The following is a 16,242-nucleotide window of genomic DNA, read 5'->3' on the forward strand; positions in this document are numbered from 1 at the left end:
GGTGCTTATATGAAGCAATCGTTAGCCAAATTGTTGGCGGCACTGGTCGACCATATGGATTTATTAACTTCGCAGCATCAACAAAATTCACGCGTGTTGATTGAAGCTTTGGAAGAATGGGAGCTTCAAATAGAACAGGAGTGTGGCAGCCCGGCAGTAGTAAAAAATGCTTCTCTGGTAAAAGCTTATCAAGGCTTGGATGCGATGGAGCAGCGACTACAGTTCTTAAGAAAAGCACTTTATTCAGTCAGTGAGCTGGTTGAGCATGGTGGCCAAGAAGATTACCCCAATAGCTTAGATGAAATGATGCTGAACCTAGCCAGAATGTCACCAGTATCAACGGATAGTCGTTTTTATACGCAACGGCCTGAAAGGGTGGGGGCGTCCGTAGATGCTATTGATGGTGTTGAAGGTAGTGTGATTTTGTTTGATGATGAAGATGTGCCAACACAAATAAATAGTCGGCAAAACATATGAATCACAGTCTTGCCTTTCAATTGGAACGCAGCGATTTCAATCGAATAGCGAGGCTATTAAAGGATCAAGCGGGAATATCACTGCATGAGCACAAACACGCCATGGTGCGCAGCCGCTTATCCAAACGTTTACGCAAACTGGGCCTAGATAGTTTTAAAGAATACTGCGATCTACTGGCGGATAGAAACACCCCAGAACTTCAGCTTTTTATCAATGCGCTAACCACTAATTTGACGGCCTTCTTTAGAGAAGACCATCACTTCCGGCTGCTTAAATCCGAAATTATGCCCAACTTATTAGAGCATCAACGTAGCGGTAGACAGCCGGTTCGAATTTGGTCCGCAGGCTGTTCTTCTGGAGAGGAACCCTATTCTATTGCCATAGCCCTGGCGGAATTTTTTGGTAAGACGGATAACTGGAATGTCGAGATCATGGCATCTGATCTTGATACCCAAATGCTTGATACCGCTGAGCGCGGCGCTTATCACCTGGATCGTGTTCAGGGAATCGGTGAAGAGCGCTTACGACGCTGGTTTCTTAAGGGTAAAGGTGGCAATCAAGGCATGGTAAGGGTAATTCCTGAACTACGAGAACGAATCAAATTTTTTCAGCTTAACCTGAACGAGCCTTGGCCGCAGATGGGCAATATCAATCTAATTTTCTGTCGTAATGTTCTGATTTATTTTGACCCGGAGTACCGGAAGACTATGTTCAAACAGTTTGCTCGATTACAGAAAAGAAATGACTATTTCATCATTGGCCATTCCGAAACACTCAACAAATATAGCGATGCCTATAAAATGATACATACGACGGCGTATCGAAGAGTATGACACGACAAAATGCGTATTTTGAAAGGCTGCATCGTATGCCCTGCAATAAAACAGGCAAACGGATGGTTAAAGTCGGACCGGGTGACTATTACATTTCCAGCCAAGACGAGCATATTGTGACGGTATTAGGGTCTTGTATAGCCGCTTGTATTCGAGACCCCTATGCTGGTGTGGCAGGGATGAATCATTTTATGTTACCCCTCAGTCAGTGTGCAGCGAATCCTTCCTTAAGCGTATTAAATCCGAGCGATGCAAACCGCTATGGCAACTATGCGATGGAGCATTTGATCAATGAAGTATTGAAATTGGGTGGTAAGAAGAACCGTTTGGAGGTAAAGCTTTTTGGTGGCAGTAATCTGTTTAAGGATAAATATGATGTCGGTAGGCACAATATTGAATTTGTCGAAAATTATTTGCGTGCGGAAAATATGTTAGTGCTAGCTAAGGATCTTGGGGGTAATTTTTCACGTCGCATAGTTTATCGCTTAAAAGACGGGATTGTACTAGTGAAAAAATTAGGGTTGATTGATACCAATAAGGTTGTACGCGAAGAGAAGCAACACTTACTCAGCATTAATAAAAAGCCTGTCGGCGGTGAAGTAGAACTTTTTGATTAACAAGGGATGCGGAAATGATAAAGGTTTTGATAGTAGATGACTCAAGATCACAACGTGTTCTGCTAAGCCGATTACTCAGTACGGATAGAAACATTCAAGTGGTAGGTTCAGCGGAAGATGCCTATGATGCGCGCGAAAAAATTAAACAGCTGAAACCGGACGTTTTAACCCTGGATGTGGAAATGCCGCGGATGGATGGCATCACATTTCTGAAAAATTTAATGCGCTTGCACCCACTACCGGTAGTAATGATATCCACACTCACGGCTACCAATAGTCCCGCCGCATTAGAAGCGTTGAATAGTGGGGCAATTGATTTTGTACTGAAGCGGAACTTAGCCTCACCGGAAGATATAAAATTGTATAGTAGGGAGATTCTGCGTGCAGTGAAACAAGCAGCACAGGCGAAAATTCCTGCTAGCAACAGGGAAGATCCTATGACGAAGTCGGGCCCTGTCAATGCGGCAATAGACGGGTTAAAGCTCAGTAACCGGTTGCCGGATACTGCTCATCGAATCGTTGCGATCGGTGCTTCAACAGGGGGGCCGCCCGCACTACAAAGAGTGTTGAAAAATTTTTACGACCCAAATAGCAGTGTACTCATTGTGCAGCATTTGCCGGAATATTTTAGTGAAACATTTGCTAAGCGGCTTAATGAGTCGTCCAGAATGATCGTGAAATTAGCTGAGCCCGGTGAAGTGGTTAAAAAGGGTTATGTTTATGTGGCGCCGGGGGGGCGGCACCTACTTTTAAGGAAAAAGGGGGCGCAGTTTATCTGCATGCTATCCTCTGTGGGCCCTGTTAATCGACATCGACCTTCCGTCGATGTTTTATTTAGTTCGATTACTCAAGTTGCGGCAGAACAATGTGTGGCCGTGTTAATGACGGGAATGGGTAATGATGGCGCAAACGGGATGCTAGAGTTACACGGGGCCGGCGCGGTTACTATCGCTCAGGATGAAAACTCCAGTGTGGTCTGGGGTATGCCCCGCGCGGCGGTGGAGTTAGGTGGGGCCGACATGGTGCTATCGGAAGCAGATATTCCAAGAGCCGTTGTTCAGTTGATATCGGATTTAGGCTGTAATGCAACAAGGCGTACGGCCGTGTAATGTTGTTAAAAAACCGCCACAAGGAAAAACCTTTCGTCAGTCCGGAAAGATTTCTTAGCAATCTCAGCTTTGCGTCAGATTAGTTTTTTGAAACGACCCAATGGTTGACGCGTTCTTCCAATACTGACAAGGGTAAAGGCCCATTTGTCAGCACAACATCATGATATTCCCCCAAGTTAAATTTCACCCCTAGCTTGGATCTCGCCATTTCCCTCAGAGCCAATATTTTACGCATGCCAATCTTATAGGCGGTAGCCTGCCCCGGCATCACAATATAGCGTTCGGTGGCACGAATTGCCTGCTCCGGTGGTGCTGGCGCATTCTGTACTTGATATTCGATAGTTTGCTCACGGGTCCATTTTTTGTAATGCAGTCCGGTATCCACCACTAAACGAATCGCCCGCCATAACTCCATAGAGAGTCGACCAAAATCGGAATAGGGATCCTGGTAAAAACCGCCCATCTCCTTGGGTAAATACTCCGAATACAAGCCCCAGCCTTCGACAAAGGCAGTAAGCTCCATCATCTCGGTACGAAATTTAGGCAGGTTTTTCAATTCTTGGCCAATAGCAATTTGCATATGGTGTCCAGGAATGCCTTCATGGTAGGCCAGCGCCTCTTCCGAATAGCGGGGATTATCCGACATACGATATAGATTTACATAGAAAATTCCGGGCCGACTGCCGTCCAAAGCGGGCTGCATATAAAATGCCCAGCCAGCGGTTTTTTCCCGATACGGCTCAATGGCTTTAACGGTAATGTCCGCTTCTGGTTTGGTATTAAATACCTCATCTAAGCGCCGTTTCATTTGTTCAATAATTTCTGAAGAACGATCTAAATAGGCTTGTCGCCCCGCGTCTGTATCGGGGTAAAAGAAACGGCTGTCTTTACGAACATACTGAAAGAAATCCTGCAATGTTCCTACGAAGCCGACCTGCTTCATGATGGCGCGCATCTCAGCATGAATACGGTCAACCTCATTGAGGCCGTATTGATGGATTTCCTCCGGAGTTAACGTCGTGGTAGTTGTTTCACGGAGCTGGAACCTATAGTACTCATCACCATTCGGCAATTTCCAGGCGCCACTTTTCGTTGTGGCTAATTTTTGCTGTTGCTTGAGTAGCGCGGACAAAGCCAGATAGGCTGGTTTTACAAAGTATAAAAGTGCGCGCTCTGCTTCTGCGAGTAGTCGTTGCGACTGCTTTTCCGGCAGTTTAAGCGCTTCTAATTTGGCGCGAAAATCTGCCAGCAGCGGACTATCGGTTTGATTCTTTTCAAAGGGCGCGCCGGTTAATATATTCTGAATCTCGCTCAAAACGTGAGGAAAAACAAATTTGGGTGGCAGTACGCCTTTTTGTGCACGTATTTCCAAACCTTCCACCAATTGCCTGAGCAAGGTTTGAACGCCCTTAAGTCTCGCAATATAGGCTTGAGCATCAGCGACTGAATTCACTTGATGAATATTAATAAGAAAAGCAGGAATTTCAGAATGCAGACCGAACATCTGATTAACAGGATAGTTGTGATGCCGCCAGCGATAACCTTCAATCTGAGATTCGACCATTTGTTCAAACAATCGATAACTAAGCTGTGACTGCTCATCCAGTTTTTCGTAATCGAAATTATTTCTCAGGGACGCTAAATTATTTACTGCTAGGCTTAAATTTTCTGTTTGAAACTTTTCACTAATATCATCCCATTTATCGTAGTCATCTTTGATGCCGAGCGTTGACTGCTTCATTGGGCTACGCGACAAATACTGCTTGAAAACATCCTCAAAAAAAATATTTAAGCGTTGGTTATCATCTTGTTTTTCTTTGGCGTGAAGCATCAACGCTTGGGTCGAAAATGTTATGAATATAAATGAGTAAAATATTAATTTTAAATAGATAAACCGATTTTTGCTGTTCATAAATCAGAGGCTCTTTAGTCTTTGCTACTACTTAGCTCCCAGCGCATCCGCCGTAAAATCATCCACCGCAATGAGCGTCATTACCTTATCATCGAAATCACGTAACTGCGTAGCTTCTTCCGCCGTTAAAATACCTTTTTCCTCCGCTTGATTTATCTGCGACGGGGTATCCTCCGCCGTCACCACACCCGATTTGCGCGCATCGAATACTTTACGCTCAAGCGGTTTCACTACTTCAGTCAACTCCAAGGCTTCCTGCAACAAGCCTAAGGGGTTATTGGATTCGCAAAGAGTGTAAATATCCTTGCACAGGCGGTTGCGTGCCTCTGTCGGATTGATAATCAGGTCAGTGATCTCCTGGGCTAATTCATCGGCGGGTGAGGAGTAAGTACGGCCACGCGGAAAAATCATTACGCGCAATAAACCCGCTACCCAGCGGTTCGGAAAATTACGTAAAAAGCCGTGTAATTGCTCCTGTGCGCCATACAGTAATTTACGGCATGCCCATTCCACCATCGGTAAATCTTCGGCTGGCCGCCCCTGGTTTTCATAATGCTTCAACACCATCGATGCCAGATAAATCGAACTCAGCACATCGCCCAAACGTGCTGATAGCAATTCCTTGCGTTTTAACTCTCCACCCAAAAACAGCATGGCAATATCTGAGGTCAGTGCGAATGAGGCGCTGTAGCGATTAATGTGCTGATAGTAACGACGTGTTGTGCCTGTGGCTGGGACATCGACAAACCGGGCTTGCGTCAGCGCCAATAGCATGGAGCGAGTCGCGTTACTCAGCGCATAGCCAATGTGCCCGAACAGCGCTTTATCAAAATCTTCTAATGCCGCTTGATCATCGGGGTTTTGTAGTGCTTGCATTTCACTGAAAACAAAAGGGTGACAGCGGATAGCGCCTTGCCCAAAAATGATTAAACTACGGGTCAGAATATTTGCGCCTTCCACCGTAATCGCAATTGGAATTGATTGATAACTGCGGCCGAGGTAATTTTTCGGTCCCAGCATAATGCCCTTACCACCCTGCACGTCCATGGCATCATTGGCGACTTGCCGACCCATTTCAGTATTGTGGTATTTCAGAATTGCTGATGGCACTGAAGGCTTTTCACCCTGATCGAGCGCTGCCAGAGTCGTCTCCAGCGCCGCTGTCATCATATAGGTGTTGCCTGCCATACGCCCGAGGACTTCACCGACGCCATGAAACTTGCCCACTGGCAAACCGAATTGGCGGCGAATACGCGCATAAGCGCCGGACGCATAAACCGCTGCTTTGCTTGCGCCGACGGCATTGGAGGGCAAGGTAATGCCGCGCCCTACCGACAACTGTTCCACCAGCATGCGCCAACCCTGGCCCGCCATCTCTGGGCCGCCGATAATCGCATCCAAGGGCACAAACACATCCTTGCCCTGAGTCGGGCCATTTTGGAAAGGAATATTCAACGGGAAATGGCGACGGCCAATGGTCACACCTGCCAACTTGGTTGGAACTAAAGCGGCGGTGATGCCATATTCATCTTTATCGCCCATCAGATGATCGGGGTCGTAAAGCTTAAATGCCAAACCTAACACGGTCGCCACTGGCGCCAAGGTAATGTAGCGCTTATCCCAGTTTAGGCGGATACCGACCACCTCTTTATCTTCATAGATGCCCTTGCACACGACACCCGTATCGGTAATAGCGGTTGCATCGGAACCTACGCGTGGAGAGGTCAGCGCAAAGCAGGGGATTTCAGAGCCTTTTGCGAGGCGAGGTAGATAATACTTCTTTTGTTTTTCCGTTCCATAGTGCAGTAGTAACTCACCTGGCCCCAGCGAGTTAGGTACGCCCACTGTGGATGCCGCCACCGTACTGCGGCTGGACAGCTTCGCCAGTACCTTAGATTGCGCAAAGGCCGAAAACTCCAACCCGCCATATTGCTTGGGAATAATCATTGCGAAGAACTTTTCCTTTTTCATATAGGCCCAGATATTCTTCGGCATATCCCCCAGTTCATGGGTGATTTCCCAGTCGTCGAGCATGGTGCATAATTCTTCCGTAGGGCCATCGAGAAAAGCCTGTTCTTCTGCACTTAATTTCGGTGCAGGCGTGTCATTCAACTTGGCCCAATTGGGCGAACCGGAAAACAGTTCCCCCTCCCACCAGACTGTTCCTGCTTCCAGCGCTTCGCGCTCCGTAGTCGACATGCTCGGCATTACTTTGCGAGCAAACTGCATCAACGGTTGCGTTATCCATTGGCGTCTAAGCTCCGCAACATTGAGCAGAGCAAAGGCCGCAAATAATAACCACAGCACCACCAGCCACGCCGGGTGACCGTTGCCAAAGCCGGTATAGGCCAGTAGCAGCGCGGCAATAATAGTGGTTGCGCGCAACAATTCGACGCGTTGATAAGCAAGGGTGAAAAAGGTGATGAAAAACAACGAAAACCAAAAAATGCCAATTAACATGTTGAGATTTCCCTGTTAGCTGATAATGGCTGAGTAAGCACTTAAGTGCGTACGGCTGAAAATTGAACTCAGACTATACCGCAAGGTGAGTGAATAGGGGTAGTCATTCTGTGGCCATTGATTTTGAGTGCTCTCGACAAAGTGGTCAAAATTGGCGATAGTGCGATTACCTGATAAAAACAGAAAAACAAAGGATTTGGTTTGCTGTAATGTCGCTCTAAAGACATTTTGTTAAAGCTTAAACGAATAAAGGGCTCTATTCGAATGGCACTGCCTTATTCAACAAAGAAAAGCTTCCTCTCCCTCTGGGAGAGGATTGAGGTGAGGGAAAATCTTGTAATATATTGATGTATTTGGCTTTTATTTTACCCCTCACCCCAACCTTCTCCCGCCTGCGGGAGAGGGAGCTAGATTCTTAAAACCCGAGATATAACACGTTTTGACAATGAAACAGTTTGGCTGTCACCGGCACAACTGGTTGAGTAGTTTGATAAAATTAGCAGAACCATTTCCGAGCACATAAGGAATATCTTTAAACAAGAAAAATTACTGAAAAATGCAGTTGTCCGGAAAATCCGGACAACTACCGATGATCAAAAATAGAGTACTGGAAACTAAGGGTTTGGTTAGTTGTGACGCACTAGGTGCCGGTAAAATCGAACGAAAGATTTACCAATTTCAAGCACCAGGAATCAATTATCAAGGAATCCTCGCCAACTACAGAGGATTGCTCGGTAGTTCAGTGCTTTTGGGGCGAGCTGGGTTCGCCGGCTTTTGAAATGGCTTAACATGTTATTTCAGACCATTTTGTTAAGGCTGTACACTTGCTCTATTTTTTTATAAAAAACTATCCCTTTACCGACGGTAACAAGTGCAGTGGAGCCTTCCTGTTCGTGGATTTTTTGCACAAGAATAGGCGTTTGCTCAATGCTAATGATGAACCCTACATCAACGATACTGGCCTAGCTGCACTCACGCTTCTAGTGGCAGAATCTGCGCCGGATCAAAAAGAAACGATTATTCGCTTAATTATGAATATGTTGGCAGTCCCTAATTGAATTTGGTTCTGGTGGACACCGTGAAGTAGAAGATATCATGTTGACACGCTACGCCTGTTATCTGGTGGACTAAAACGGAGGCTTTAAGAAGCAGGAAATTGCTTTTGCACAAACCTACTTTGCTATTCAAGCGCGACAAACCGCACAAAGTCACCCTCGGTGCCTACGGCAAAAACTGCTTTTTGGCCTCCTTGAAATATAGAAATAAAGGATTTTTGTATGCATCAGTTAGAGTCAATTAAGTTGAAACTCCGTAAATTTGCCGAAGACCGTGACTGGGATCAGTTTCACTCTCCAAAGAACCTTTCGATGGCGCTAATAGCGGAAGCGGCTGAGCTTGTTGAGCATTTTCAATGGCTGACAGAACAACAGTCATACAAATTGTCCGAAAATAAATTGGGTGAAGTAGAAGAGGAGCTAGCAGACATACAGATTTATCTCGTCAGAATCGCAGATAAGTTAAATATTGACTTATTGAGTGCGGCAAATAGGAAAATCGAAATAAACGAGAAAAAATATCCTCCAGAAAAAGTAAAAGGTAGTCCTAAAAAATATACTGAATATTAGAAGTCACCGCAAACCACGGGAAATTTATGATAGTTTATTCAGCAACAAAATCGGAATTCAATAGTGATGTCATAACAAATGCCATCGCAGACAAGATACTGAATAAATTCCAGGAAAAACTGGGCCACACGACCACCAAACAAGAAATCGATTCATGGAAAAACTCCATGATGTACATGGATAATATCCTTGGTGACAAAGATATACTCAGTAGTGCGGGAGTAACCATCGAATACAAAATTCCCCAAACCTCTAATCGCATCGATTTTATACTTACTGGTAATGATCAGCACAAAACCGATACAGCAATTATAGTAGAACTCAAGCAATGGATTGATGTGAAGCGAACAGGCAAAGACGCAATTGTCGAAACTTATTTAGGAAGGGGACGACGTGAAGTCAATTTGATGCGAATAGTGAAGGTGAGTTACACGTTATTGGCGAATTTGTGGCGGTTATTGGATGAACATGTGCTACTCATCAGTTCCAACGTTATTGGCTTAAATTTGCTTTTTGCATTTCAGCGCTATCAATGTAGTTCAAATCTTTGTAGATAGGAGCAACCATGCACTGGCTATTCAAAACCGAACCTGACGAATTCAGTATCGATGATCTAAAAGCTGACGGCACTGCGCGCTGGGATGGCATCCGTAATTACCAGGCGCGCAATTTTCTGCGTGATCAGGTTAAGTTGGGGGATAGCGTTTTCATTTACCACAGCAGTTGCGCCCGTCCGGGGATTGCTGGTCAGGCTGAGGTGATTAAAACCGCTTACCCGGATCCGGCGCAGTTTGATGCCGAGAGTCGTTATTACGATCCTAAGGCAACAAAGGATGCTCCGCGTTGGTTTTGCGTGGATGTTCGTTGGCGGGCGACTTTTCCCGAGCTGTTATCATTGACTAGATTGAAGCAATTGCCGGTGTTAGAGGATATGGTGCTGTTGAAGCAGGGGCGGTTGTCAGTGCAGCCAGTCACGGCTGAGCAATGGCGAGTGATCGAAGCTCTTGCTGGCTGATACGGCCTAAATTAGGCTTATAGCGGATAAGTTGAGCGTCTTTACCGAGACGCAGCGCTTAAGCCCAACAATTCGCGAACTCATTATGCCTTTAGTGGCCGCCTTCTCTAACCGCCAAAGCAGACCATAAAAGAACGGCGGCAATTCAATGCCGCCGTTCCTGATGTTCCGACTTTAAATAGCCTTAGACCAGTTCAGCTTTTGACCCAAAGTAGGTCAAAGCGGTCGAGATTCATCACCTTGGTCCAGGCGTTGACAAAGTCGGTGACAAACTTCTCACCCGAGTCGTCGAAGGCATAGGTTTCAGCGACAGCGCGTAATTCACTGTTGGAACCAAAGATCAGGTCTACTGGTGTGGCAGTCCATTTCACTTTGCCGGTTGCCCGATCACGGCCTTCGTAAATACCAGCGGACTTGGATGACTTGCTCCACTGGGTCGACAGGTCGAGCAGGTTAATGAAAAAGTCGTTGGTAAGGGTTCCGGCTTTGTCGGTGAATACGCCGTGTTTGGTATTTCCGGCATTAGCATTTAAAGCACGCATGCCGCCGACTAGTACGGTCATCTCAGGAATGGTCAGGGACAACATGTCGGCTTTATCGACTAGCATCTCTGCCGGTGATCTGGAATGACCTTTGGCGAAGTAGTTACGGAAACCGTCTGCGGTGGGTTCGAGCACAGCAAAGGAGTTGACATCGGTCTGTGCTTGCGACGCGTCCATACGGCCCGGAGTAAAGGGAACTTCAATCGAATACCCAGCTTTCTTCGCCGCTTCTTCAATCGCAGCGGAACCGGCCAGCACAATCAGGTCGGCAAGCGATATTTTTTTATCGCCGGATTGTGCTTTGTTGAAGTTCTTTTGGATTCCTTCCAGCTTCTTCAGTACTTTTACCAATTCGGCTGGTTGGTTAACTGCCCAATCTTTCTGGGGCGCAAGGCGAATACGTGCGCCATTAGCACCACCGCGGAAATCGGTGCCACGGAAGGTTGACGCCGATGCCCAGGCGGTTCTGACCAGTTCAGAAACGGACAGTCCTGATTTAAGGATGTTGGCTTTGAGTTGGCTCATATCCTCTGCGTTGATTAACTCATGGTCCACCGCTGGAATGTTATCTTGCCAAATCATTTGTTCCTTGGGCACCATAGAACCAAGATAGCGCGTCCTTGGACCCATATCGCGATGGGTTAACTTGAACCAGGCTTTAGCGAAGGCTATTTCGAACTCTTTCGGATTGTCGAGCCAATGCTTAGTGATCTTGCCATATACGGGATCGAACCTCAGCGCCAGGTCAGTGGTGAACATGATGGGCGCATGCCGTTTTGACCGATCGTGGGCATCCGGTACGAGGTTTGCTACCGAATCATCGTCCGGAATCCATTGGGTCGCGCCTGCCGGACTCTTGGTTTTGACCCAGTTGAAAGCATAGAGGTTTTGCAGGTAGTTGTGTGTCCATGCCGCAGGATTACTGGTCCAGGCGCCTTCTAAACCACTGGTGATGGTATCAGCGCCCTTGCCGCTACCGTAACTGCTATGCCAACCAGTGCCTTGTGCTTCGATGCCTGCCGCTTCCGGTTCTCTGCCGACGTACTTGGAAGGGTCCGCTGCACCGTGGGCTTTACCGAAGGTGTGGCCGCCGGCAATCAGCGCAGCCGTTTCTTCATCGTTCATCGCCATGCGTCCGAATGACAGACGAATATCCTCGGCGGCGGCAAGGGGATCAGGGTTGCCGTTAGGACCTTCTGGGTTCACATAGATCAAACCCATTTGCACGGCGCCAAAAGGATTTTTCAGTTCTCTTTTGCCTTCGTAGCGTTTGTTGTCCGCGAGCCATTTACGTTCAGCGCCCCAGTTGATCACTTCGGGTTCCCAGCCGTCAACACGTCCGCCAGCAAAGCCCAGGGTTCTGAACCCCATCGATTCCATCGCCACGGTTCCGGCCAGCACCATCAGGTCTCCCCAGGAAATGCTTGCGCCGTACTTTTGTTTGATCGGCCAGAGCAGCAGCCGGGCTTTGTCCAGGTTAGCATTGTCAGGCCAGCTGTTGAGCGGAGCAAAACGCTGCATACCGGCATCGGCACCGCCGCGGCCGTCACTGACGCGGTAGGTGCCCGCGCTGTGCCAGGCCATGCGAATAAAAAATGGGCCATAGTGGCCAAAGTCTGCCGGCCACCAGTCCTGTGAGGTTGTCATCAGTATCTCAAGATCTCGCTTCACGGCATCCAGATTCAGGCTTGCAAATGCTTTTGCGTAGTTGAATTCTTCACCCAGCGGATTGGATGCCGGTGAGTGTTGACGAAGTGGTTTGAGATCCAAGCGGTTGGGCCACCAGTATTCATTGGTCGTTACCTCTGTCATAGCTGCCATGGCCTTGTCTTGGGCAAACGCAGTATGGATAGGAGCAATCGGAGATAATCCGACCACCAGTAGGGCTATTAAGGGTATTGGTTTCTTAAACATTGATGCCTCCTAATAATATTCTCGTGTCAGAATTAACCGATTTTCAGTCGGTTTTACTTGTTACGATGGCATTCTTGCAGGGTAACTTATTACTATCCAATCAATAGTTTTGATTGGGTCGATAGTTTTTATCTATGGCAGTGTTGGGTTACTTTAGAAGAGAAGCGAGGAATAAACGAAAATATTCACTTGGCAAAATTAGCGCTGATAAATATTAGATAACCCTAGGTTTTCGTGTATAGGGCAGAATGATGAAAGATATAAACCTATCTCATCTAGGCGGATCTATCTGATGATTGATCGATGTATTCACCCTAAACCAACCTGCAACGCTGTAGCGGTCTCGGTTTGCGGCCAGGACTTCATGAGGGAACTCTTCGCTGAGAAATAAAATCAAGGTGCCGAAGGTAGGTACTACTTTACAGATTTCACTGTCATCTTGGGGGTTGTAAAGCACCAGTTCGCCGCCCTGATCTGGCTCCCAGCCCATATTCAGATAAGTCACTAGGGTCAGCACTCGGTTGGATTCGCCGCGAAAGGCATCGAGGTGCTTTTTGTAAAAGTCGCCCGGTTGGTATAGCGCGAAATGGCTTTCGAAGGAGAATAAACCCAGGAACAGGCGGCGATTCAGATAAGTCTTGAGTCGTTGTGTCCAGTCGAACCAAACTTTGGCGTTGGGATGGGTTTCTTCCATCCAATAGATTTTGTCGCGTCGGATAAATTGATTTGGCGTTTGTTCCTGACCACGACCAATTTGGGCTTGGTGAAAACGCTCTTCCTCCAATATGCTTAGGTATTGCAGCAGGCTGTCGCCAACTGGGGAGGGCAGTGTCGTGGGCAGAATGACGTAGCCTTGGGTTTCGATACCATTGGCGATGCGCTCGAATAGGTCTTCGTCCGCTGGCGGAACCTGGGAAATACCATCGGAAAGTCTTTGTATCAAGTGAGTGTCGACTCAGAAAATTAAGCGGTAATTACGGTCTAAATGAAAGCCGCAAGCATCATACAACAGGTGTGGTTAGTAAGGCGATCATGCAGAATTGCGTGCAGCATTAATGATGCCAAACATACAGCGGATAATCAGTTTGCGGTAAAGCGATTCATCCGCCTTTTCATCTGGCCCCAGGGTTCTCAGCTTGGTGAGTGCATATTGCTGAATGGTGACGACAGGAAGTACGATTGATTCCCTAAGTTGTACTGAATCCCGTTTTAACAGGTTATTACCCATCAGTTCCGATAGTTCGGAGACTTCCAGCACCATGTGCACCGAGCGTTCAAATTCGGTATGCATCTTTTGCCAAAATTCACTGTACTCAGCGTCGTGCCGTAGGCCTTGGGTGGCTGCAAAGTTAGTTTTAGTCAAAGACATCATGCTGTTACCAATCAGCGTGCGAAAAAAGAGAGAGCGTTGGTATAAGGCTTTTAACTCTTCTAGCTGGCCTTTCTTTTGCAGTGCTTCGAGGGCTGAGCCGACACCGTAAAATCCGGGAATGTTTTGTTTCATCATCGCCCAGGCGCCGACGAAGGGTATTGCGCGCAGGTCTTCAAATTTTAAACCTTCGCTGGAATTCCGCTTCACCGGGCGCGAGCCAATATTGGTGTCGCCAAAAAAGGTTAGCGGCGTGATATCTTCCAGATAAGGAACAAATTTGGGGTCATGTTTAAGGTCGAGATAGGCTTGATAACCGGCATCAGCCAAGGCGTCAAGTAAGGCTTTGTCGGCTTCGCTGAGGTTGGAGTCTGCACCTGTCTCAACGACGCTCTGTAAACCAGCCGACAGCAGTTGCTCGAGGTTATACTTACAGGAAGTTGCGCGACCAAAGTTAGAGCTGATGGTCTGCCCTTGGATGGTTATTTGCACCTCATCCTGCTCAATGGTGTTGCCGAGAGAAGCATAAAAATCATGGGTATTGCCGCCGCCGCGCGCGGGCGGGCCGCCGCGGCCATCGAAGAACAGCGTGGTAATGCCGTATTGTTTGGAAAGAAGGGTTAACTGCTCTTTTGCTCGGAAAATCGACCAGTTCGCACGTAGATAACCACCGTCTTTAGTGCCATCTGAAAAACCCAACATGATGGTCTGCTTGTTATCTCGCTGGCGCAGATGTTTGCGGTATTCGGGAAGCGAGTATAACTCCGCCATTATTTTCTCGGCGTGACTGAGGTCGTCGATAGTTTCGAATAACGGCACCACATCCACCTGGGGATGTTCGGTTTGATGCATGAGCTTACACAGCGCAAATACCTGAATGACATGCAGTGCCGCCTGACAGTTGCTGATGACATAACGTTCGCAACCGGAGCGCCCGTTATTTTCCTGAATTTGTTTGATAGCAGCGACGCTAGCGAGAGTGTCATTGGCAAACGCATCCGGGGTTTGTAAATCTTCTGGGCTATGCTGCAGCGATAGCAGGTGGTTAATCTTTTCCTGATCAGGCAGTTGTTCAAAGTCATCGCTGTTAGGGCTGTCCAAGTGATCCAACAGTACCTTCCACACTTGTTCGTGCTTACGACTATCCTGACGAATATCTAGCGTCGCAAAGTGAAACCCAAAGAGGTTTACTTTGAGCATGTACTCATCCAGCAAGTTAAGAAACAAACCGTCATGCTCCGCAATCAACTGTTGCCTCACATTACCCAGTTCTTCTAGCAGCGCATCGGCTGTGCTGTAACCTGTTTCACCGGCAAAGGTCATGGCGTAGAGCGTCTGCTCGATGTTACTAAGTGCTTTATCAAGGCCGGCAAAGGTGAGTCGACGCTTGAGCAAGCGAACGTCGCGGTAATAGCATCTTAAAATCGTTTCACGCAGGCGGGCGGCTACCTTGAGAGTGGTTTCACTATTCACGAACGGATTACCGTCGCGGTCACCACCCGGCCAAAAGCCGATTTTAATCAGCCCCTCGTTGTTCCAGGTTTCCAGCGGTATTTGTAATTGATTTCCCAAACTCTGCACGATATCTGCGATAGTTCCATAGAAAACGTTTTCCAGAAACCAACAAAGGCTGACAGCTTCATCGAAAGGCGTCGGCTTTTCATTTTTAATAAAGCCGGTTTTCCCTAGCTGTTGCAGCAACAGATTGATGGTTGCTAAATCATGTTCACGAATGGCTTGTTCTAAATCAGTCAAAATACCCAACACCGGGCCGGGGTAGAATTGAGTCGGGTGAGCCGTCAGCACTACGCGCAGGCTAAAGTGCTGCAACTTTTCCTTCAGTTTAAGCTCGGTCCCGTTTTGGCTGGCTTGGGTTAATAATGCCTTTAGTGATCCTTTGCCACTGATATCGTTTATCTGCTCAAAAGCGGAATCTTCAATGGAATCAAATAGCGCAATTTGTCGCTCGACATACTGAATGAACTTGAAGAGCAGGTCGATATGCTCGTACTTCAGGTTATCCTGCGTATAGTCGCGAAAAAATCCTTCGATAATTTCGGTAGCGTCCAAACCGTTACTGAACCCTTCCTCACACTGCCGATGAAATAGGGGTAGCAAGGTGCCAGTCTCATAAACGTTGCGAAATGGCAGGTTTAAAAATAGGCTGTTATAGATATGATACTTGGTGCCGACCTGTTGATTGTAAAGAGATGTCATACTGGCCTTTCTACTCTCGATTTACGCGAAAAGATCAAAATATTTTGTTGTAGGGATTTTAAACTAATATTGCTTTGAAAACAGAAAAGGTTATCAAGTGCATTTAATGGGTAAATCCATGTTGCTAGGTTAGGCTGTTGAGTATATCAAGT

Annotated in this window: 12 protein-coding genes and 1 pseudogene; 8 read left to right on the top strand and 5 right to left on the bottom strand. The window is 47.1% G+C overall.

What is annotated here, in order from left to right; all coding sequences use genetic code 11:
- Nucleotides 1–9: 9 nt before the first annotated feature.
- Genes H6995_04680 through H6995_04695 form a run of 4 tightly spaced genes read left to right on the top strand, consistent with a single transcriptional unit; the run spans nt 10 to nt 3,036 of the window.
- Nucleotides 10–477 carry a hypothetical protein gene (locus tag H6995_04680; GenBank protein MCP5214287.1) on the top strand — a complete coding sequence of 156 codons (468 nt, stop codon included), beginning with the start codon at nt 10–12 and terminating at the stop codon, nt 475–477.
- A complete protein-coding gene (locus H6995_04685) occupies nt 474–1,310 on the top strand; it encodes a protein-glutamate O-methyltransferase CheR (GenBank protein MCP5214288.1) in 837 nt (278 codons plus the stop codon). Before H6995_04680 ends, H6995_04685 begins: the two co-directional genes overlap by 4 nt.
- On the top strand, nt 1,307–1,927 hold the full coding sequence (locus H6995_04690) for a chemoreceptor glutamine deamidase CheD (protein ID MCP5214289.1): 621 nt from the start codon (nt 1,307–1,309) through the stop codon (nt 1,925–1,927). The genes H6995_04685 and H6995_04690 overlap by 4 nt, the downstream gene beginning before the upstream one ends.
- A gap of 14 nt (nt 1,928–1,941) precedes the next feature.
- Nucleotides 1,942–3,036 (top strand): chemotaxis response regulator protein-glutamate methylesterase, encoded by a 1,095-nt coding sequence (locus H6995_04695; protein ID MCP5214290.1) that lies wholly within the window; start codon nt 1,942–1,944, stop codon nt 3,034–3,036.
- Nucleotides 3,037–3,115: 79 nt separating this feature from the next.
- On the opposite strand, the gene H6995_04700 is transcribed toward H6995_04695, so the two are convergent.
- Both H6995_04700 and H6995_04705 read right to left on the bottom strand, forming a co-directional pair.
- Nucleotides 3,116–4,777 carry a DUF885 domain-containing protein gene (locus tag H6995_04700; GenBank protein MCP5214291.1) on the bottom strand — a complete coding sequence of 554 codons (1,662 nt, stop codon included), beginning with the start codon at nt 4,775–4,777 and terminating at the stop codon, nt 3,116–3,118.
- 198 nt (nt 4,778–4,975) lie between these two features.
- A complete protein-coding gene (locus tag H6995_04705; protein ID MCP5214292.1) occupies nt 4,976–7,408 on the bottom strand; it encodes an acyl-CoA dehydrogenase in 2,433 nt (810 codons plus the stop codon).
- Nucleotides 7,409–8,220: 812 nt separating this feature from the next.
- Here H6995_04705 and H6995_04710 point away from each other — a divergent pair.
- The 4 genes and pseudogenes from H6995_04710 (at nt 8,221) to H6995_04725 (ending at nt 10,048) form a co-directional block, all read left to right on the top strand.
- Nucleotides 8,221–8,466: pseudogene (locus tag H6995_04710) on the top strand (Fic family protein).
- Between the two features lie 219 nt (nt 8,467–8,685).
- Nucleotides 8,686–9,033: a nucleotide pyrophosphohydrolase gene (locus H6995_04715; GenBank protein ID MCP5214293.1), complete on the top strand. Its 348-nt coding sequence runs from the start codon at nt 8,686–8,688 to the stop codon at nt 9,031–9,033.
- 26 nt (nt 9,034–9,059) lie between these two features.
- Nucleotides 9,060–9,590: a hypothetical protein gene (locus H6995_04720; GenBank protein MCP5214294.1), complete on the top strand. Its 531-nt coding sequence runs from the start codon at nt 9,060–9,062 to the stop codon at nt 9,588–9,590.
- An 8-nt stretch (nt 9,591–9,598) separates the two neighbouring features.
- Nucleotides 9,599–10,048, top strand: a complete 450-nt coding sequence (locus H6995_04725) for an EVE domain-containing protein (protein ID MCP5214295.1) — start codon at nt 9,599–9,601, stop codon at nt 10,046–10,048.
- Nucleotides 10,049–10,242: 194 nt separating this feature from the next.
- On the opposite strand, the gene katG is transcribed toward H6995_04725, so the two are convergent.
- The 3 genes from katG to H6995_04740 form a co-directional block, all read right to left on the bottom strand.
- Nucleotides 10,243–12,504, bottom strand: a complete 2,262-nt coding sequence (katG, locus tag H6995_04730; protein MCP5214296.1) for a catalase/peroxidase HPI — start codon at nt 12,502–12,504, stop codon at nt 10,243–10,245.
- Between the two features lie 271 nt (nt 12,505–12,775).
- Nucleotides 12,776–13,447 (bottom strand): 2OG-Fe(II) oxygenase, encoded by a 672-nt coding sequence (locus tag H6995_04735; protein MCP5214297.1) that lies wholly within the window; start codon nt 13,445–13,447, stop codon nt 12,776–12,778.
- A gap of 87 nt (nt 13,448–13,534) precedes the next feature.
- A complete protein-coding gene (locus tag H6995_04740; protein MCP5214298.1) occupies nt 13,535–16,090 on the bottom strand; it encodes a phosphoenolpyruvate carboxylase in 2,556 nt (851 codons plus the stop codon).
- Between the last annotated feature and the right edge of the window lie 152 nt (nt 16,091–16,242).

It is taken from the genome of Pseudomonadales bacterium (assembly GCA_024234615.1).
GTDB lineage: Bacteria > Pseudomonadota > Gammaproteobacteria > Pseudomonadales > IMCC2047 > JAJFKB01.

Bases quoted from the DNA above. Each gene is read 5' to 3' on its own strand.
- H6995_04700 (MCP5214291.1), bottom strand. From the start codon at position 4,777: ATGAAGCAGTCAACGCTCGGCATCAAAGATGACTACGATAAATGGGAT.
- H6995_04690 (MCP5214289.1), top strand. From the start codon at position 1,307: ATGACACGACAAAATGCGTATTTTGAAAGGCTGCATCGTATGCCCTGC.
- H6995_04705 (MCP5214292.1), bottom strand. From the start codon at position 7,408: ATGTTAATTGGCATTTTTTGGTTTTCGTTGTTTTTCATCACCTTTTTC.
- H6995_04740 (MCP5214298.1), bottom strand. From the start codon at position 16,090: ATGACATCTCTTTACAATCAACAGGTCGGCACCAAGTATCATATCTAT.
- H6995_04695 (MCP5214290.1), top strand. From the start codon at position 1,942: ATGATAAAGGTTTTGATAGTAGATGACTCAAGATCACAACGTGTTCTG.
- H6995_04715 (MCP5214293.1), top strand. From the start codon at position 8,686: ATGCATCAGTTAGAGTCAATTAAGTTGAAACTCCGTAAATTTGCCGAA.
- katG (MCP5214296.1), bottom strand. From the start codon at position 12,504: ATGTTTAAGAAACCAATACCCTTAATAGCCCTACTGGTGGTCGGATTA.
- H6995_04680 (MCP5214287.1), top strand. From the start codon at position 10: ATGAAGCAATCGTTAGCCAAATTGTTGGCGGCACTGGTCGACCATATG.
- H6995_04685 (MCP5214288.1), top strand. From the start codon at position 474: ATGAATCACAGTCTTGCCTTTCAATTGGAACGCAGCGATTTCAATCGA.
- H6995_04720 (MCP5214294.1), top strand. From the start codon at position 9,060: ATGATAGTTTATTCAGCAACAAAATCGGAATTCAATAGTGATGTCATA.
- H6995_04725 (MCP5214295.1), top strand. From the start codon at position 9,599: ATGCACTGGCTATTCAAAACCGAACCTGACGAATTCAGTATCGATGAT.